Source organism: Roseomonas sp. CAU 1739 (assembly GCF_039839775.1).
Classification (GTDB): domain Bacteria; phylum Pseudomonadota; class Alphaproteobacteria; order Acetobacterales; family Acetobacteraceae; genus Neoroseomonas.
In genome coordinates this window covers 224,694-242,714 of record NZ_JBDOQQ010000007.1, presented here as the reverse complement: position 1 = coordinate 242,714, position 18,021 = coordinate 224,694, and the positions used below count along the sequence as shown (strand labels likewise).

The 18,021-nt window shown below is 69.1% G+C and carries 18 protein-coding genes and 1 riboswitch; of the genes, 10 read left to right on the top strand and 8 right to left on the bottom strand.

Features of this window, described 5'->3' with window-relative positions; all coding sequences use genetic code 11:
* Nucleotides 1-65 precede the first annotated feature (65 nt).
* The 3 genes from rnhA to ispH form a co-directional block, all read right to left on the bottom strand.
* Nucleotides 66-518: a ribonuclease HI gene (gene rnhA, locus AAFN86_RS14155; protein WP_347543996.1), complete on the bottom strand. Its 453-nt coding sequence runs from the start codon at nucleotides 516-518 to the stop codon at nucleotides 66-68.
* A 193-nt stretch (nucleotides 519-711) separates the two neighbouring features.
* Nucleotides 712-1,692 (bottom strand): homoserine kinase, encoded by a 981-nt coding sequence (locus tag AAFN86_RS14150; protein ID WP_347543995.1) that lies wholly within the window; start codon nucleotides 1,690-1,692, stop codon nucleotides 712-714.
* Nucleotides 1,692-2,648, bottom strand: coding sequence for a 4-hydroxy-3-methylbut-2-enyl diphosphate reductase (ispH, locus tag AAFN86_RS14145; RefSeq protein ID WP_347543994.1), 957 nt, complete (start codon nucleotides 2,646-2,648; stop codon nucleotides 1,692-1,694). The genes AAFN86_RS14150 and ispH overlap by 1 nt, the downstream gene beginning before the upstream one ends.
* A 109-nt stretch (nucleotides 2,649-2,757) precedes the next feature.
* On the opposite strand from ispH, the gene AAFN86_RS14140 reads away from it, so the two are divergent.
* The 10 genes from AAFN86_RS14140 to AAFN86_RS14095 all read left to right on the top strand — a co-directional run bounded on the left by AAFN86_RS14140 (nucleotide 2,758) and on the right by AAFN86_RS14095 (nucleotide 13,650).
* Nucleotides 2,758-3,300, top strand: a complete 543-nt coding sequence (locus tag AAFN86_RS14140) for a hypothetical protein (RefSeq protein ID WP_347543993.1) — start codon at nucleotides 2,758-2,760, stop codon at nucleotides 3,298-3,300.
* 187 nt (nucleotides 3,301-3,487) lie between these two features.
* Entirely contained in the window at nucleotides 3,488-4,057 is a 570-nt protein-coding gene (locus tag AAFN86_RS14135; protein ID WP_347543992.1) for a histidine phosphatase family protein, read from the top strand.
* A 211-nt stretch (nucleotides 4,058-4,268) separates the two neighbouring features.
* Nucleotides 4,269-4,361, top strand: a riboswitch (glycine riboswitch).
* 145 nt (nucleotides 4,362-4,506) lie between these two features.
* On the top strand, nucleotides 4,507-5,619 hold the full coding sequence (gcvT, locus tag AAFN86_RS14130; RefSeq protein ID WP_347543991.1) for a glycine cleavage system aminomethyltransferase GcvT: 1,113 nt from the start codon (nucleotides 4,507-4,509) through the stop codon (nucleotides 5,617-5,619).
* A gap of 11 nt (nucleotides 5,620-5,630) precedes the next feature.
* On the top strand, nucleotides 5,631-6,008 hold the full coding sequence (gcvH, locus tag AAFN86_RS14125; protein ID WP_347543990.1) for a glycine cleavage system protein GcvH: 378 nt from the start codon (nucleotides 5,631-5,633) through the stop codon (nucleotides 6,006-6,008).
* Nucleotides 6,005-8,908, top strand: coding sequence for an aminomethyl-transferring glycine dehydrogenase (gcvP, locus tag AAFN86_RS14120; RefSeq protein WP_347543989.1), 2,904 nt, complete (start codon nucleotides 6,005-6,007; stop codon nucleotides 8,906-8,908). Before gcvH ends, gcvP begins: the two co-directional genes overlap by 4 nt.
* Nucleotides 8,905-9,468, top strand: a complete 564-nt coding sequence (locus AAFN86_RS14115) for an NUDIX hydrolase (RefSeq protein ID WP_347543987.1) — start codon at nucleotides 8,905-8,907, stop codon at nucleotides 9,466-9,468. Before gcvP ends, AAFN86_RS14115 begins: the two co-directional genes overlap by 4 nt.
* 359 nt (nucleotides 9,469-9,827) lie before the next feature.
* Nucleotides 9,828-10,154, top strand: a complete 327-nt coding sequence (locus AAFN86_RS14110; RefSeq protein ID WP_347543986.1) for a cupin domain-containing protein — start codon at nucleotides 9,828-9,830, stop codon at nucleotides 10,152-10,154.
* A 72-nt stretch (nucleotides 10,155-10,226) separates the two neighbouring features.
* Entirely contained in the window at nucleotides 10,227-11,318 is a 1,092-nt protein-coding gene (locus tag AAFN86_RS14105; protein ID WP_347543985.1) for a TRAP transporter substrate-binding protein DctP, read from the top strand.
* Nucleotides 11,222-12,676 carry an MmgE/PrpD family protein gene (locus tag AAFN86_RS14100; protein ID WP_347543984.1) on the top strand — a complete coding sequence of 485 codons (1,455 nt, stop codon included), beginning with the start codon at nucleotides 11,222-11,224 and terminating at the stop codon, nucleotides 12,674-12,676. The genes AAFN86_RS14105 and AAFN86_RS14100 overlap by 97 nt, the downstream gene beginning before the upstream one ends.
* Nucleotides 12,673-13,650 carry a tripartite tricarboxylate transporter substrate binding protein gene (locus tag AAFN86_RS14095; RefSeq protein WP_347543983.1) on the top strand — a complete coding sequence of 326 codons (978 nt, stop codon included), beginning with the start codon at nucleotides 12,673-12,675 and terminating at the stop codon, nucleotides 13,648-13,650. The genes AAFN86_RS14100 and AAFN86_RS14095 overlap by 4 nt, the downstream gene beginning before the upstream one ends.
* Before the next feature lie 376 nt (nucleotides 13,651-14,026).
* Here the strand turns inward: AAFN86_RS14095 and AAFN86_RS14090 are convergent, their stop codons facing one another.
* The 5 genes from AAFN86_RS14090 to AAFN86_RS14070 all read right to left on the bottom strand — a co-directional run bounded on the left by AAFN86_RS14090 (nucleotide 14,027) and on the right by AAFN86_RS14070 (nucleotide 18,009).
* Nucleotides 14,027-15,601, bottom strand: a complete 1,575-nt coding sequence (locus AAFN86_RS14090) for an ABC transporter substrate-binding protein (protein ID WP_347543982.1) — start codon at nucleotides 15,599-15,601, stop codon at nucleotides 14,027-14,029.
* Nucleotides 15,602-15,748: 147 nt separating this feature from the next.
* On the bottom strand, nucleotides 15,749-16,255 hold the full coding sequence (locus AAFN86_RS14085; protein WP_347543981.1) for a F0F1 ATP synthase subunit B: 507 nt from the start codon (nucleotides 16,253-16,255) through the stop codon (nucleotides 15,749-15,751).
* Nucleotides 16,255-16,917 carry a F0F1 ATP synthase subunit B' gene (locus AAFN86_RS14080; protein WP_347543980.1) on the bottom strand — a complete coding sequence of 221 codons (663 nt, stop codon included), beginning with the start codon at nucleotides 16,915-16,917 and terminating at the stop codon, nucleotides 16,255-16,257. The genes AAFN86_RS14085 and AAFN86_RS14080 overlap by 1 nt, the downstream gene beginning before the upstream one ends.
* A gap of 40 nt (nucleotides 16,918-16,957) precedes the next feature.
* The gene (locus AAFN86_RS14075; protein WP_131546781.1) at nucleotides 16,958-17,182 is read right to left on the bottom strand and encodes an ATP synthase subunit C family protein; all 225 of its coding nucleotides are present in this window, start codon (nucleotides 17,180-17,182) and stop codon (nucleotides 16,958-16,960) included.
* Between the two features lie 71 nt (nucleotides 17,183-17,253).
* Entirely contained in the window at nucleotides 17,254-18,009 is a 756-nt protein-coding gene (locus tag AAFN86_RS14070; RefSeq protein ID WP_347543979.1) for a F0F1 ATP synthase subunit A, read from the bottom strand.
* Between the last annotated feature and the right edge of the window lie 12 nt (nucleotides 18,010-18,021).

Here is an 18,021-nt window from a genome sequence, read left to right as displayed (position 1 = left end):
TCTGACCTCGTGTTTGATCGCGTGATTCAGACCTTCGGTGCGTTCGCACCTTCGGCCATCATGCGCTAGCCCGCCGCCGCGTCCCGCGCCGCCGTCGCCAGCCGGTCCGCCCGTTCGTTCATCGGGTCCCCGGCATGGCCGCGCACCCATTTCCATTCGACCTCATGCGGCTTAGCCGCCGCCAGCAGCCGCTGCCACAGATCGAGGTTCTTCACCGGTTCCTTCGCCGCGTTGCGCCAGTTGCTGCGCACCCAGCCATGGATCCAGCGGCTGATGCCGTTCTTCACGTATTCGCTGTCGGTGTGTAGCGCGACGATGCAGGGCTTCTTCAGCGCCTCGAGCGACATGATCGCCGCGGTCAGTTCCATGCGGTTGTTGGTCGTCTCCGGCTCACAGCCCGACATTTCGCGTTCATGCCCGCCGAAGCGCAGGATGGCCGCCCAGCCGCCCGGCCCCGGGTTCGGCTTGCAGCCGCCATCGGTCCAGATCTCGACCGTCGGACGAGGATCGGCGCTCATGACAACACACCTTGCATCCGCCCCCCGGCCGGATGCGAGGCATCGGGCCGCGAGCGCACGGCGCGACCGCGCCCAGGCCGACCATTGCCCCCCGTGCGACAGCGCACGGCGCGCAAGCCAATCCGCCGGATGGCGGCGTCGGCGCCTGAGGCAGGACAACCAAGCCGGTGGACCATGAAATAGGCCAGCGGGCTCACAGCCCGAGCGCCGATGCGCTGCCGGCCTGCGCGAAGAAGCGCAGTTTCCGCAGGTATTCCAGCGGATCCTTGCGAGTGACCAGCGCGCCGGCCGGCGTATGCGTCCAGTCATACAGCCGCGTCAGCAGGAAGCGCAGCGCCGCCCCGCGCGCGAGCACAGGCAGGGCCGCGCGCTCCTCCATCGCGATCGGCCGCACCGCGTCATAGGCCGACAGCAGCGCACGGGCCTTGGTCACGTTGAAACTGTAGTCCGCCTCGAAGCACCAGGCATTCAGGCAGATCGCGATGTCATAGGCGTGCAGGTCCGTGCACGCGAAGTAGAAGTCGATCAGCCCGGAGACGCGCGGCTTGCCGTCCTCGCCCGGCAGGAAGAACACGTTGTCGGGGAACAGGTCGGCATGGATATGGCCGCGCGGCAGCGCGCCATCCGCCGGCCATGCCGAAAGGATGCCGGCCAGCGCCGCATCGAGTTCGGCGATCAGGCCCGGCTGCACCTCGTCGCCACGGGACCGGCAACGATCGAGCAGCGGCCGCCACCCGGACGGCCCCAGCGCATTGCGCCTCTGGATAGCGAAGCCTTCCCCCGCGGCGTGCATCTGCCCCAGCGCGCGGCCGAGCGGCGCGCAATGGTCCGGCCGCACCTTGCGAGGCCACACACCGGGCAGGAATGTCACGATCGCTGCCGGGCGTCCTGCCAGCATTCGCAATGCCTGGCCGTCCTTCGCATGAACCGGCGTCGGGCAGGCCAGGCCGCGCTGCGCCATGTGGTCCATGAGCCCGAGGAAATAGGGCAGTTCCGCCGGATCGACGCGCTTTTCATACAGGGTGAGGATGAAATCCCCCGCCTCGGTCTTCAGCGCGTAGTTGGAATTCTCCACCCCCTCGGCGATGCCGCGGAAGGCAAGCAACTCGCCGAGTGCGTAATCCGCGAGGAAGGTACGCAGCGCCTCGTCGGTCACTTCGGTATAGACGGCCATCAGGCGACCACGCGCATGGGCGGCAGGCGGAAGATCACATCCTCGATCGCCACGGTCACATCCTCGGTCGTCACGTCGAAGCGTTCGCGCAAGCGATCCACCACTTCCTGCACCAGCAATTCGGGGGCCGAGGCGCCGGCCGTGACGCCGATGGTCGCGCAGCCATCGGCCAGGGCCGGGTCGAGTTCGGCTCCGCGCTGGACCATCACCGCGCGCGGCGCGCCGGCACGTTCGGCCACTTCGCGCAGCCGCACCGAATTCGACGAGTTCGGCGCGCCGACCACCACCACCAGGTCGCTGCGCGCCGCCACTGCCTTCACCGCCGCCTGACGGTTGGTGGTGGCGTAGCAGATGCTCTCCTTCGCCGGCTCGGTGATGCCGGGGAAGCGTTCGCGCAGGATGGCGATGATCTCGGCGGTGTCGTCCACCGACAGCGTGGTCTGCGTCGTATAGGTCAGTTCCGCGCCCTCGGGGGGCGTCACGCGGCGCGCCGCCTCGGCGTCATGCACTAGCGTCATCGCACCGTCGGGCAACTGCCCCATCGTGCCGATCACCTCGGGGTGGCCCTCATGGCCGATCAGCAGCAGGTGGCGCCCGCGGGCATGCAGGCGCTCGGCCTCCCGATGTACCTTGCTGACCAGCGGGCAGGTGGCGTCGAGGAAATACATCTCCCGGTCGCGCGCCTCGGCCGGGACGGATTTCGGCACGCCATGGGCGGAAAACACCACCGGCTGCCCGTCATCGGGCACTTCCGCCAATTCATCGACGAAAATCGCTCCGAGGCGTTCCAACCCTTCGACGACGAAGCGGTTGTGCACGATCTCATGCCGGACGTAGACCGGGGCGCCGTGGCGCTTCAGCGCTTCCTCGACGATCCGGATCGCGCGGTCCACCCCGGCGCAGAACCCGCGCGGGCCGGCGAGCAGGACATGGAGGCGGGGCTTGGCGACGGTCATGGATTGGCGCGGCGGGTCCGAAAAAGGGGCAGGTTGCGGCCTGTCCGGGGCGGGCGGCACACTATAGATGGGGCGCCTGGGGTCAAAGGGGGCAGAAGGGGTGGGATTCATGCGGCGCGACGTGGCGATGGCTCTGGCGGCGGTGGCGCTGCTCGGCGGCTGTGGCGGCAATCGGAGTTTTTCGACCAGCCCGCCGGCGCCGTGCCCGCGCATCGCCATCCTGGCCGATGGCGCGGATCTGACCCGGTACCGGCCCGGCGCGGTGCAGGACCTGGCGGCCATGACCTCCGATGCGCGGCTGATCGGCTTCCAGGCGCGATGCGACTACGCCGATGGACGGCGGTCCGTGGCGGTGGCGGTCAGCGCCGTGTTCGATGTCGAACGCGGCCCGGCCGGTACCGGCCAGCGCAGCGTGCTGCTGCCCTGGTTCATCGCGGTGACCGATTCGGGTGATTCGCAGGTGATCGACCGCCAGGAATTCACCACCCCCATCGCCTTCGAGGGCAATGCCAATCGCGTCCGCGTGCAGAGCCGGCCGGTCGCGCTGAATTTCCCCGCCGATGAACGCCTGGTCGAGAACCATAATGTCCGCCTGTCCTTCGAACTGACGCCGCAACAGCTGGAGACCAACCGCCGCCGCGGCGCGCGGTGAGTTCGGCGGCCACCTTTGCTGGCCGCCTGGATTTTTTCGCCCTCAGACGGCGGGCGGCGGGCATCCGCCCGCCTTGCCTTCGCGCCATGGACTGGCGCGTTGGCGGCGGCGGGCGGTCTGAGCGCGGTCGCGCTGTGCGCTCCCGGTCCGATGCGGGACATCGGGCCGATACGGGATGATGGTTGGCATGAACGGGCAGGGCGTCTTCATTTCCCACCCCGAAGTGGTGATCGACCCCGCAGTGCCGGTGCCCCGCTGGCACCTGGCGCCGGAGGGAATCGCGCGCATGCGGCGCCTCGCCGGCGATCCGCGACTCGAAGGACTGTCGGCGGTCTGGGCCAGCGACGAGACGAAGGCGATCGAGGCGGCGGGCATCCTCGCCGCCCGCTTCGGCCTGCCGGTGCAGGTGCATCCGGGCCTCGCCGAAATGGATCGCTCCAGCACCGGCTACCGCCCGCGGGAGGATTTCGAGCGCTTGGCCGACGCCTTCTTCGCCCAGCCGGAGGCGAGCATCGAGGGCTGGGAGCGCGCGGTGGATGCCCAGGCCAGGGTGGTCGCGGCGGCACGGGAGATCCTCGCCGGGCATGAGGATGGCGGGCTCGCGTTGGTCGGTCATGGCGGCACGGGCACGCTGCTGATGTGCACGCTCGCCGGCCTGCCGATCGCGCGCATCCACGACCAGACCCAGGCGGGCTGCACCTGGCGCTTCACCCTGCGCCCGCCCGCGGTCACCCAGACGTGGCAGCCCTTCGGATAGCATTCCGCCCCTTGCGCCGGCGCCGCCCGGGATGGGGCGGGGAATCGCGCGGCGCTTCAGGCCCGCGAGCGCGAAGCGCGACCGCGCCCCGCCCGGCCGCCGTGCCCGGCAGGCCAGTGCAGGGTGCGAAGCCAAGCCGGTCGGATGGCCGGCGCCCGGCGTTTGAGGGCATGACAACGACACCCCGATCTGTCAGGAAGGCGCATCCCGTAGATCCCGCGCGGGAGAGAGAGGTGGCGACACCTCCGCCGAAGGCGCAACCGGCCCCCGGAAACGCTCAGGCACCAAGGGCCGCGCGGGGAAGGGGCCTCTGGAAAGCCCGCGGCACGCTCGCCGCGGCACCGACGGAGTAAGGCGAGGCCAACGCCCCCGCCGAATCTCTCAGGTCCATCAGACAGAGGGGGGCCACGGACTGAACCCCAGTCGCCGCGGAAGCGGCGGGAGGCACCGTGGTCGATTCGTCGCCCGAGACCCTGTTGGAAACGCCCCTGGCGTCGCTGCACCGCGAACTCGGCGGCCGCATGGTGCCCTTTGCCGGCTACATGATGCCCGTGCAGTACCCGGCCGGCATCATGGCCGAGCATCTGCACTGCCGCGCCGCCGCGTCGCTGTTCGACGTCTCCCATATGGGCCAGGCCGAACTGGTGGGGGAGGGTGCGGCCGCCGCTCTGGAACGCGTGACGCCGGCCGATGTGCAGATATTGAAGCCGGGCCGGCAGAAATACGGCCTGCTGACGACCGATGATGGCGGCATCCTCGACGACTTCATGGTCGCCAATCTCGGCGATCGGCTGTTCCTGGTGGTCAATGCCAGCCGCAAGCATGTCGACCTGCCGCGCATCGAATCGGCGCTGCCCGCCGGTGTGACGCTGAAGCCGCTGCCGGACCGCGCGCTGATCGCATTGCAGGGGCCGGGAGCGGTCGCGGCGATCGCGACGCTGGCCCCGGGCATCGCGGAATTGGGCTTCATGGGGGTCGGGTCCTTCAACATCGCTGGCGTCGCCGCGCTGGTCTCGCGCAGCGGCTATACCGGGGAGGACGGCGTTGAAGTCTCGGTCCCCGCCGAGCAGGCCGAGGCCTTCGCCCGCGCCGTCCTGGCCCTGCCGGGCGTGCAGCCCGCCGGCCTCGGCGCGCGCGATTCGCTGCGGCTGGAGGCCGGGCTCTGCCTCTACGGCAACGACATCGACGAGACGACGAGCGCCGTCGAGGCCGCGTTGACCTGGACCATCGGCAAGCGCCGGCGCACCGCATGGGACTTCCCCGGCGCCGAGCGCGTGCGCGACGAACTCGCCAATGGCGCGAAGCGCCTGCGCGTCGGAATCCGCCCTGAAGGCCGCCAGCCCGCGCGTGGCCACACGCCCATTCACGCACCGGGTGGTGCGGCGATCGGCGAGATCACCTCCGGCGGCTTCGGCCCGTCGCTGAACGGCCCGATGGCCATGGGCTATGTCGCGCGTGAATACGGCGCGGATGGCACCGCCCTTGAACTGATGGTGCGCGGCAAGGCCCTGCCGGCCGTCGTCGCACCGACCCCCTTCGTCCCACACCGCTACGCCCGCTGAGGAGCCGCCCGATGTCCGATCCGAAATTCACCAAGGACCATGAATGGGTGCGGCTGGAGGGTGGCATCGCCACCATCGGCATCACCGACCATGCGCAGAACGCCCTTGGCGACGTGGTGTTCGTGGACCTGCCGGAAGTCGGCCGCGAAGTCGCCGCCGGCGAATCCATCGCCGTGGTCGAAAGCGTGAAGGCCGCCTCCGACGTCTATGCGCCGATCGCGGGCAAGATAGTTGAGGTGAACAGCGCCCTGGGTGAGAACCCCGGCACGATCAACTCGGCGCCGACCACCGATGGCTGGTTCTTCAAGATCGAGGCCGCCGACGTCGCCGAGGTCGCCGCGCTGATGGATGAGGCCGCCTACGCGGCCTTCGTGGATACGCTCGCATGACCAGCGCGCTCGACACGCTGGCGGTGCTGGAGGCGGGCGACGCCTTCGCCCCGCGCCACATCGGGCCTTCCGAATCCGAGATCGCGGCGATGCTGCAGGTCGTCGGCGCGTCGAGCCTGGACGACCTCGCCGCGAAGACCGTGCCGGCGGCGATCCTCGGCATGGACATGGCCGGGTTGCCGGAACCGGCGACCGAGCTGGAGCTGCTCGCCGAGTTGCGCGCCATGGCGCTGCGCAACCGTGCAGACATCAAGTCGCTGATCGGCATAGGCTACCACGGCACCCACACGCCGTTGGTGATCCGCCGCAACGTGCTGGAGAATCCGGGCTGGTACACGGCCTACACGCCCTACCAGGCGGAGATCGCACAGGGGCGGCTGGAAGCCCTGGTGAACTTCCAGACGATGATCACCGATCTCACCGGCCTCGACGTGGCGAATGCCTCGCTGCTGGATGAGGCGACGGCAGTCGCCGAGGCGATGCACCTGGCCCACGCCGCCACGCGCGGCAAGTCGGACCTGCTGATTGCCGCCGACGACCTTCATCCGCAATCCAAGGCCGTGCTGCGTACGCGCGCCGCGCCGCTTGGCATCGAGGTGCGCTTTGTGCCGGTCGCGTCCGTGATCGCGGAGGTCACGGCGGCGAAGCCCTTCGCGCTGGTGCTGCAATACCCCGGCACGACCGGGCAGGTGCGCGACCTGACGGCCGAGATCGCGGCCGTCCATGCGGGCGGTGGCCTCGCGGTCGTCGCGGCCGATCCGCTGTCGCTGTGCCTGCTGAAGCCGCCGGGCGAGATGGGTGCGGACGTCGTCGTCGGTTCAGCCCAACGCTTCGGCGTGCCGATGGGCTATGGCGGGCCGCATGCCGGCTACATGGCGGTGAAGGATTCGCATAAGCGGCTGATGCCGGGACGGCTGGTGGGCGTGTCCGTCGATGCGGCCGGCGCACCGGCGATGCGCTTGGCGCTGCAAACGCGCGAACAGCACATCCGCCGCGAGAAGGCGACGTCCAACATCTGCACCGCACAGGTGCTGCTGGCCGTCATGGCCGGCTTCTACGCCGTGTGGCACGGTCCCGAAGGGCTGAAGCGCATCGCCCGCCGCGTGAACCTGCTGGCAACGCTGGTCGCGGGTGCTGCGCAGCAGGCCGGCTTCGCGCTGAAGTACGATGCCTTCTTCGACACCGTCTCGCTCGATGCCGGCGACAAGGCCGATGCGCTGATGGCGCATGCGGTGAAGCGCGGTTTCAACTTCGCCCGCATCGACGCCACCACGGTCGGCATCGCGTTGGACGAAACGGTGACGCGCGAGGATCTCGACGCGCTGATCGCCGTCATCACCGGCACCGCGGTGAAGCCTGCCACACCGGGCGCCACGGCGGGCGGCATCCCCGCCGCGCTGGATCGCACCTCCGCCTTCTGCACCGCCACCGTCTTCCACGCGCATCATTCGGAGCACGCGATGCTCCGCTACCTGAAGTCGCTGGAGGACAAGGACGTCGCCCTGAACCGCAGCATGATCCCGCTGGGGTCCTGCACGATGAAGCTGAACGCGACGGCCGAGATGGTGCCCGTCACGCTGCCTGGTTTCTCGGTGATCCATCCCTTCGCGCCGATCGACCAGGCGAAGGGCTATCGCGAATTGACCGATCGCCTGTCCGACTGGCTGTGCCGCATCACCGGCTTCGCGGCGGTATCCTTGCAGCCGAATGCCGGCAGCCAGGGCGAATATGCCGGGTTGCTCGCGATCCGCGGCTGGCATCTGTCGCGTGGCGATACGCATCGCGACATCTGCCTGATCCCGGCCTCCGCCCACGGCACCAACCCGGCATCCGCGGCGATGGCGGGGATGAAGGTCGTCGTCGTCGGCACGGATCGCGACGGCAGCGTCGACCTCGACGACCTCAAGGTGAAGGCCGAACAGCACGCGGCAAACCTTGCCGCGCTGATGATTACCTACCCGTCCACGCATGGCGTGTTCGAGGCGTCGATCCGCGAGATCTGCGCCCTGATCCACGCGAAGGGCGGCAAGGTCTATATGGATGGCGCGAACATGAACGCGCAGGTCGGGCTGACCAGCCCGGCGACCATCGGTGCCGATGTCTGCCACCTGAACCTGCACAAGACCTTCTGCATCCCGCATGGCGGCGGCGGGCCCGGTGTCGGGCCGATCGGCGTGACGGCCGAACTCGCGCCCTTCCTGCCGGGCCATCCGGTGGTGGATTGCGGCGGGTCGCAGGACATTGTGGTGTCCGCCGCGCCCTGGGGGTCGGCCTCGATCCTCACCATTTCCTACGCCTATATCCGCATGATGGGTGCGGCCGAGCTCAAGCGCGCGACGCAGGTGGCGATCCTTGCCGCCAACTACATGGCGAAGCGGCTGGAGGCGCATTTCCCCGTACTCTATCGCGGCATGAACGCGATGGTCGCGCATGAATGCATCCTCGACTGCCGCGGCTTCCAGCAGGGCGGCGGCGTGATGGTCGAGGACATCGCGAAGCGCCTGCAGGATTATGGCTTCCACGCGCCGACCATGTCGTGGCCGGTCGCTGGCACGTTGATGGTGGAACCCACCGAGAGCGAGCCCAAGGCCGAACTCGATCGCTTCATCGACGCGATGGTCGCGATTCGCGCCGAGATCCGCGCGGTCGAGCAGGGTCGCATGGACAAGGCCGACAACCCGCTGAAGAACGCGCCGCACACCGCGGCCGAGATCGCCGCGGATACCTGGTCGCATCCCTACAGCCGCGAGCAGGCCGCCTTCCCGCTGCCCTTCGTCAAGGCACGCAAGTACTGGCCGCCGGTGAAGCGCGTGGACAACGTCTATGGCGACCGCAACCTGGTCTGTTCCTGCGCGCCGCTCGAAGCCTATGCCCAGGCACAGCAGATCGCGGCGGAATGACCGGGCTGAAACACTGGCACGTGACGGCCAGCAAGGTGGTGCTCGCGGATCGCTGGATCCGCGTGCGCGCCGATAGCTGCATCGCCCCATCCGGCGATGTGGTCGATCCGTTCTACGTGCTGGAATATTCCGACTGGGTGCATGTCGTTGCACTCACCGACGATGACCGGCTCGTGATGAACCGGCAGTACCGCCATGCGGCCGGGGAGGTGCATCTGGAACTGCCTGGCGGCGTGATGGATACCGCCGATGGTGGTGATCCCATCGTCGCGGGCGCACGCGAATTCCGCGAGGAGACGGGCTATGGCGCGCGCGAATTCCGCCGCGTCGTCAGCCTGCGCCCTAACCCTGCGACGCATACCAACCGGGTGCACACGGTGCTCGCCCTGGGCGCGCGTCCCGAGGGCACGCAATCCTTCGACAACGGAGAGGAGATCGCCGTCGAACTCATCCCCGTCGCCGATGTGCTGCGGCTGATCCGCGAGGGTGAGGTGCAGCAATCGACGCATGTGGCGTCGCTGCTGCTGGCGCTGGCGGCGGCGGGGCGGGTGACGTTCTGAGGCGAAGAGGGCGCACCGGGTGAGGGAGAAGAACCGGAGTGGGCTTTGCCCCCTCCGGACCTCCCCCACCAAAGGCCAGTGGGCCTTTGGAAACCGTCACTTGGCGCCAGGCGGACAAGTTCGCCACAGAACAGGATGCCCGTTCTGGCGCGAGAATAAATCCGCTTGCCGCTGCTGCCACCAATGCCCTGTGCCAGGTATTGGTTTCCAAAGGCCCACTGGCCTTTGGCGGGGTGGCTTGGAGGGGCAGCGCCCCTCCAACCTTAAGCCCGACGCGGCGCTATCGAAGCACTACCTACACTGATCCGTCGCGCCCATCACCCTTGCCCGCCGGGCGCTCCCGCGCGCAGCATCCGCCCATGCCCCGCTTCGTCTTTCCCGCCGCCGAGGCTGCCGCTACGCCCAACGACCCCGGCCGCCTGTCTGCCCGCATCCTCACCCGCGGCACCTTCGAGGCTCGCTGGTACGCGCCCCGCGGCACCGACCCGCAGACGCCGCACACGCGCGACGAGGCCTATGTCGTCATCCGCGGCAGCGGCAGCTTCGTCTGCGACGGGCAGCGCGCCCCATTCGCGCCTGGCGACATGCTCTGGGTTCCCGCCGGCGCCGAGCACCGCTTCGAGGATTTCACCGATGACCTCGCCGTCTGGGTGATCTTCTACGGGCCGGAAGGCGGCGAGGGCTGACGTTGCGCCCAGCCCATGCGGCGGCCATTCTTGCGTTATCCGGGCCAATGCCCCGTGGGAGGAAGACCAGGAATGGATCGTCGTCGTTTCGTTGCCGGTGGCGCTGCCGGCGCCGCCGTGGCTGCCGTTGCCGCACCGGCACTCGCCCAGACCCAGCCGCGAATTCGCTGGCGCTGCCCGGGCAGTTTCCCGAAGTCGCTCGACACGCTCTATGGCACGCAGGAACACATTTGCCGTCGCGTCGGCGAAATCACCGACGGCGCCTTCCAGATCCAGCCCTTCGCACCCGGTGAGATCGTCCCGGCGCTGCAGGTGCTCGATGCCGCGGGCTCTGGCTCGGTCGAGATCGGCTACTCCGCGCCTTACTACTACAACGGCAAGGACCCCTCGCTCGCCTTCGGGTCCGTGGTGCCTTTCGGTCTGAATTCGCGCCAGCAATACGCCTGGTGGCACAATGGCGGTGGCCAGGAACTGATGGCGCCGGTGTTCCGCGACCAGGGCGTGCGCGCCATCATGGCCGGCAATACCGGCGCGCAGATGGGCGGCTGGTTCCGCAAGGAGATTCGGACGGTCGAGGATCTGCGCGGGCTGAAGTTCCGCATCGCCGGATATGCGGGGGACGTGCTGGCCAAGCTCGGCGCCGTGCCGCAGCAGCTTGGCGGGTCGGATATCTACCCGGCGCTGGAGCGCGGCGTGATCGACGGCGCCGAATGGGTCGGGCCCTATGACGACGAGAAGCTCGGCTTCAACCGCGTCGCCCAGTACTACTACTTCCCGGGCTGGTGGGAACCGAGCGCGTCCCTGACCATGATGGTGAATCTGGCCGCGTGGGAAAGCCTGCCGCCACAGTTCAAGGCAGCGCTCGAGACCGCCTGCCATGAGGGCTACATCTTCATGACCGGCCGCTACGACGCGTTGAATCCGCCGGCGCTACGGCGGTTGATCGCCAGCGGCACGCAGCTTCGGCAGTTCCCGCGCGACGTGCTGGCCGCCTGCTACCGCGCGACGCAGGAGCTGTATGCCGAACTCGGCAACCGCAATGCCCGCTTCAAGGAGATCCACACGCAATGGGATCGCTTCCGCCAGGACCAGCAGACCTGGTTCCGGGTGGTGGAGGACAGCTTCGCCAACTCCATGGCGCAACTGTCGGCGCAGGCGCGCTGAGCGCCTTCGATATCGACCAGGCGATCGCCTTCGCCTGGAACGGCCCGCCGCCCGGTTCCGTGGCGGCAGGAAAGGCGCGGCTGCTGCTGGTGGACAGCCTCGGCTGCATGCTGGCGGGCCTCGGGCACCAGCGGCCGCGCGACTTCGGTGCGGCACTGGCTGCGACCATGCCGGGGCCGATCCGCGTCGCGGGCGTCGCGGCGGGCCTGTCGCAGGCGGGCGCTGCCGCGCTGCTCGCCGCGGCGATGTGCTGGGACGAGGCGAATGAAGGCCTCGCCCGCGCCCATGGCCGGCCGGCGCTGGCCGTCGCACCGCTGTGCATCGCCGCCCTTGCGGAAGGCCGCGCGACGATCGGCGAGGCGCTCGCCGCCTTCGTGCTCGGCTATGAGGTTGCCGGCCGAGCCGGCGAGGCTTGGCGCATCCGCCCCGGCATGCATGTCGATGGGTCCTGGCATTCGCTCGGCGCCGCGGCCGCTGCGGCACGGCTGGCCGGCGGCGACCCGGCGGCAGTCGCTCGAGCGGTCCATATTGCCGGCTGTCAGGTGCCGTTCTCGCTTTATGCGCCCATCGCGGCGGGGATGGATGGGCGCAACACCTATCCGGGTCATGCCGTGCTGCTGGGCACCCTGGCCGCGGCCGGGGCGATCGTCGGCATGGATGCGCCGGCGGCCGGCTTCGCCGAGGCGCGCCGCCTCGCGCTTGGCCTCGACCAGGACGCCATGTTGACGCCACCCGACCGGTGGCTGCTGGAAGACGCCTACATCAAGCCCTTCGCCGGGGTGCGCCACGCCCATTATGCCGCGGCCGCGGCGATCGCGTTGCGCGCCGCCCTCGGCCTGCGGCTGGCGGAGGTGCGATCCGTCACCCTCGCCACCTACGCCGAGGCGCTGCGCTATGCCGCCAACCGCGCGCCTGTCAGCGCCATCCCTGCGCAGTTCAGCCTGTCCTGGGCGATGTCGGCGGCGCTGGTGCAGGGGGACCTCGGCCCGGCCGCCTATGCCGACACTTCGCTGGCCGACCCGGTGCTGCGCGGCATCGAGGCGATGGTCACCCTGATCGAGGATCCTGGCCTGACCGAATCCGGCGACCGCGGCGCGGGCCTGGCAGTGACGCTGCAGGACGGCACCGTACTGGAGGCCCGTGCCGACCAGGTCCCCGGCGACCCCGCGCTGCCGATGAGCGTCGATGCCGTTTGCGCCAAGTTTCTTCGCTTCGCGACGCCGGTGCTGGGGGAAGCGCAGGCACGCGCCGTGCTTGTGATGCTGCTCGACGGTGCTCCGGCGGATGGGTTGGCGGGACTGCTGCTCAGTCCCGTCGAATCCGTGCCTACCGAGCCAGGACAGGAGACCATGCGATGACGAGCACCACCCGACGCGCCGCCCTGGCGCTGACCGCCGCTGCCACGCTGGCCGCGCCCGCCCGCGCCCAGGCAGGCTTTCCGTCGAGGCCGCTGCGCATCCTGGTACCCTTCGCCGCCGGCGGCACCACCGACATCCTGGCGCGAGCCATTGGCGAACGCCTGTCCGTCGCCTTCGGCCAGCCCGTGGTGATCGACAATCGCGGCGGCGCCGGCGGCACCGTGGCGGGCGAGGCCTTCGCCCGCGCCGATCCCGATGGCCACACGCTGCTGGTCGCCACCGCCTCGCTCATCTGCATCAACAAGGCGCTGTATGCGCGGCTGCCCTTCGACCCCGATGTCGATTTCATCCCCGTCGCCATGCTCGCGCAGCAGCCCAACGTGCTGGTGGTCAATCCGCGCGAATTGCCGATGACGACGCTGCCGGCGCTGATCGCCCATATCCGCGCCAATCCGGGGAAGGTGAACTACGGTTCCTCCGGCACCGGGTCGCAGTTGCACCTGACGGGGGAGATGTTCCGCGCCGCCATCGGCGTGGACATGACGCATATCCCCTATCGCGGCAGCGCGCCGGCGATGACAGACCTCGTCGCAGGCACGGTGCCGATGATGTTCGACGGCCTCGGCACGGCGCTGCCGCAGGTGCGCGGCGGGGCGATCCGCTGCCTTGGCGTCGCGGCCGAGACCGAGAACGCCGCGCTGCCCGGCGTGCCGACCATCGCTTCCGCCCTGCCGGGATTCCTGTCGGTGAACTGGACCGGGATGTTCGCGCTGCGCGGCACGCCGGACGCCATCGTGGAACGCATCGACAGCGAGACGCGCAAGGCGCTGGCGGGGCCGGAAATGGCGGCGCTGTTCCGCGACCGTGCCTTCGACCCGATGCCGATTCCGCGCAGCGCATTGCCGGCCTTCGTCGCGGCGGAGAGCGCGCGGTGGCGGGAAGCCGTGCGGGCGTCCGGGGCGCGGGCGGAGTAGGGCGGCGGGTCGTGGGGCAGCACTGACGAACCGGAGTGGGCTTTGCCCCTCCGGACCACCCCCACCAAAGGCCAGTGGGCCTTTGGAAACCGTTACCTGGTGCTGCGCTCGGCGGACGTGCTGACGGGCGTGCGGTGAGGCGAGTGCTGGTAGCTGCTACGCATCTTGGGCATCGGGCGCGGCGGCTCGTTTGCGCGTTCCGCTCAGCGCCAGGATTCGGTCTTCACGGGCTTCGGATCGTTGAAAGTCGCCGCCGGCCCAACGCAGCCATCGCCGTATCAGGCTGCCGGCTCGCCCGGCGCCAATGCCCGCGGTCCAGGGGGCCGTAGCCCCCTGGCGGGGTGGTCCGGAGGGGCAGCGCCCCTCCGGCCTTCACTCACTGCCCGTGCCGCACATGCCGCAGCTGGAAGTAATTGTCCGCGGTCTGCACCACGGTCCAGCCCTGCCGCACGGCCCAGACGATCTGCTGCTGGTGCAGCGGGATGAAGGCGACGTCGTCGCGCAGTACCTGGCTCGCTTCGCTGATCAGGCGCTGGCGCTGTGCCGCGTCGGTCTCCACCGCGATGCGGTCGACCAGCGTGTCGAAACGCGGGTTGGAATAGCCGGCGCTGTTGAACACGCCGCGCGCATCGCCCCGCGTCGCCGCCAGGTTGTAGAACGCGTTGTGCGCGTCGGACGTCGAGGGCGTCCATCCCAGCAGGTAGAAGGACGTGTTGTAGCGCGGCCCGTTGATCTCGGCGAAATACCGCGCGCGGGTCTGTGCGTTCAGCGTCACGCGGATGCCGACGCGCGCCATCATGGCGGTGATCGCCGTGCAGATCGCTTCGTCGTTGACGTAGCGATCATTCGGGCAATCGAGCGTCACGCCGAAGCCGTTCGGGTAGCCTGCCTCGCGCAGCAGCCGCCGCCCTTCCTCGATGTTCACCGCCGGGCGCACGTCATCGGCTTCGAGGAAGCCGTTCACCCCGGGCCCATACAGCAGGTTGGACGGCCGCGACTGGCCGCGCATCACCGTGCGCTGGATGGCGTTCACGTCGATGGCGAGCAACATGGCGCGCCGCACGCGCACATCCTGGAACGGGTTCTTCCCCTGCACGTCGGACTTCAGCAGCTGCGGCCGCATCTGGTCCATGCCGAGGTAGATGGTGCGCAGTTCCGGCCCCTGCAGGATCGACACGCCTGGCGAGCGGCGGATGCGTTCCACATCCTGCGGCGGCACGGTGTAGACGAAGTCCATCTCGTTCGACAGCAGCGCGGCTACGCGCGTCGCGTCGTTCGAGATGACGTTGAATTCAGCGCGCGTGATGTTGTGGCGCGGCGTGTCCCACCAGGTGGGGTTGGGCACCAGCACGGTGCGGCGGTCCGGCTCACGCGAGGACAGTAGGAAGGGGCCGGTGCCCATCGCGTTGCGGGTGGCGAAGTTCTCGCCGCGAGCCGTCAGGTCGGACGGGCGCTCCGCATTGTGCTGCGTCGACCAGGCGCGGCTCATCATGCCCCAGTTGGTGATTTCCTGGAGCAGGATCGGATTCGGCACCGTCGTCTCGAAGTCGACGGTGTGGTCGTCCACGCGCCGGATTTCCTTCACCGAGGCCAGCACGCCCTGGATGTTCGAACCCGGGCCGCGCGCGCGTTCCGCGCTGAACAGCACATCGTCGGCGGTGAAGGGCGTGCCGTCCGAGAAGCGGACGTTGCGGCGCAGATGGAAGCGCCACACGGTGGGAGACACGACCTCCCAGCGTTCGGCCAGCGCCGGTTCCACGCGCATCTGGGCGTCGCGGCGCACCAGCGGCTCATAGATGTTGGCGTTGAACGACAGCAGGAAGGTTTCCTGCCGCGTATAGGGATCCATCGAGTTGGTGTCGCCGTCATTGGCCCAGCGGAAAGTGTTGGCCTGGGCGACAAGCGACGAGCCGGCAAGCAGCGCGGCGGCGAGCGTGAATCGTAATGACATGAGCGTTGTCCCGAGCATTGCAGTGGCGCGGATGCTGGCCCATCGCGCGTCGGGGCGAAAGGGTGCGGCCGGGGGATAATATACATGAAAAAGGGTGCGAACCTTTCGGTCCGCACCCTGTTCCGGTCACCACAATGTGGCGTTCAATCAGGCGGCGCGCAGCGCCTTCGGCAGGTCGCTCAGGCTTTGATCGACCAGCGCCGCATCGGCGCTGGCATCCAGCGTCTCGGCCAGCACCGTGCGGGCGGCCGCACCCGCGACTTCGGCCGCGGCGTTGCGTACATCGGCGATGGCCGACGCCTCGGCCGCAGCGATGCGGTCAAGCGCCATGCGCTCGCGGCGCTTCGCCGCGCCCTCGGCCTCGGCGATGGCCGCGGCGGCAACGCGCTCGGCCTCGGCATGCGCCCGGGCCAGCAGTTCCTCGGCTTCCTTCGCGGCGGCGGCGCGCTCGGCCTCGGCGGACTTCAGCATTTCCTCGGCTTCGGAGCGCAGGCGCGACGCTTCATCCAATTGCCGGCGGATCGTCGCGGCGCGGCCGTCGAGCGCGCCGGAGATGGCCGCCCACAGCTTCTTGCCCAGCAGCAGGAAAAACAGGACGAAGGAGACGGCGACCCAGAACTTCGGGTCGAGCCAGAAATGTTCGTAATGATGCATCACGCCCTCCCGCGCGCGGTGAGTTCACGCGAGACGGCGGCTTCGACCGTGGCGCGGTCGGACCGGCCGATCAGCTTCGCCAGCAGCGCCTCGGTGGTATCGACGGCAACGCCGCGTAGCGCGCCCATGGCGCTGTTGCGCGACGCCTCGATGCTGGCCTCGGCCTCGGCGACCTGCGCGGCCAGGCGGGCATTCAGCGCGGCGGACTTGGCGTCGCTGTCGGCCTGGGCGGATTGCAACGCGGCGGCGACGGAAGCGCGGGCGGCGGCGCGTGCCTCCTCGGTGGCCGCGCGGTGCGCGGCCATGGCGGCGTCGGCCTCGATCTTGGCAGCCTGGGCGGCCTCAAGATCGGCATTGATGCGGTTGTGGCGGTTCTCGATCACGGCGCCGACGCGCGGCAGCGCGACATGGGCCATGATGTAGACCAGCGCACCGAAGATGATCAGCTGCCAGACGATCTGGCCGATCAGCAGCGGGCCCTGCTCAGGGTGGCCGAAGGCGAGCTGCGGCATGCCTTCGACGGGCAGGGAATAGGTCTCGGCTGCCATTGCCATGACCGGCAGGGTGACGGCCAGGGCCGCCATCATCGTCACTCGGCGCATCGCCGTCATCTCCATCGCCTGTATGCCCGGGGCGGAAAGCGCCACGAGCCGGTCCGCCATGCCCGCCGGCCCGCCGAAGCGGGCCGGACAGGCAAAGGGATCAGGCGAACAGGATGAGGAAGGCGATCAGCAGCGCGAACAGCGCCACCGCTTCCGTCAGCGCGAAGCCCAGGATGCCGATCGGGAAGACGGCGTCGCGGGCGGCCGGGTTGCGGGCCACGCTGGTGATCAGCGAGGAGAAGATGTTGCCGATCCCGAGACCGACGCCGAACAGCGCGATAACGGCGATACCAGCCCCGAGGGCCTTCGCAGCGGCGACTTCCATGATGCTCGTCCTTCTTTACATGGAGTTTCTGTACGTACGCGGGTGCCACCGCACCCCGGTCACATGGCGGGTCAGTGCAGGTGCACCGCGTCGTGCAGGTAGATGCTGGTCAGGATCGCGAAGACATAGGCCTGCAGGAACGCGACCAGGAATTCGAAGCCGACCAGGGCAACGTTCACCGCGAGCGGCATGGCGGCCACGAAGGGCCCCACCGCGCCGAGGCCACCCAGCAGCACGACGAAGGTGGCGAACACCTTCAGCATGACGTGGCCGGCGACCATGTTCGCGAACAGACGCACCGAGAGCGACACCACGCGGGAGAAGTAGGAGATGATCTCGACCGGGATGATGATCGGCGCCAGCCAGACCGGTGCGCCCTCGGGGAAGAAGTAGGAGAAGAAGTGCATGCCATGGCGCATCAGCGCCACCACCGTCACGGTGATGAACACCACGACGGCGAGTGCGAGCGTCACCGCGATGTGGGAGGTGAAGGTGAAGGCATAGGGCAGCATGCCGAGCAGGTTGCCGAACAGCACGAACATGAAGACCGAGAAGACGAAGGGGAAGTACTTCTTGCCCTCGTCGCCCACCTGGTCGCGGACCATGCCGGCGATGAATTCATAGGCGGCTTCGCCCAGCGCCTGCAGACGGCCCGGGATCACTTCCGCGCGCCGCGCGGACAGCAGCATCAGCCCGCAGGACAGCACCACCGCGAGCAGCATGAAGAAGTTCGACTGGCTGAAGGAAACGGCCTTGCCGACCACGCCGAGCATCGGCGACAGCTCGAACTGGCTGAGCGCGTCGATCGTCTTGCCTTCGACTGCCACCGGCTGATCCCC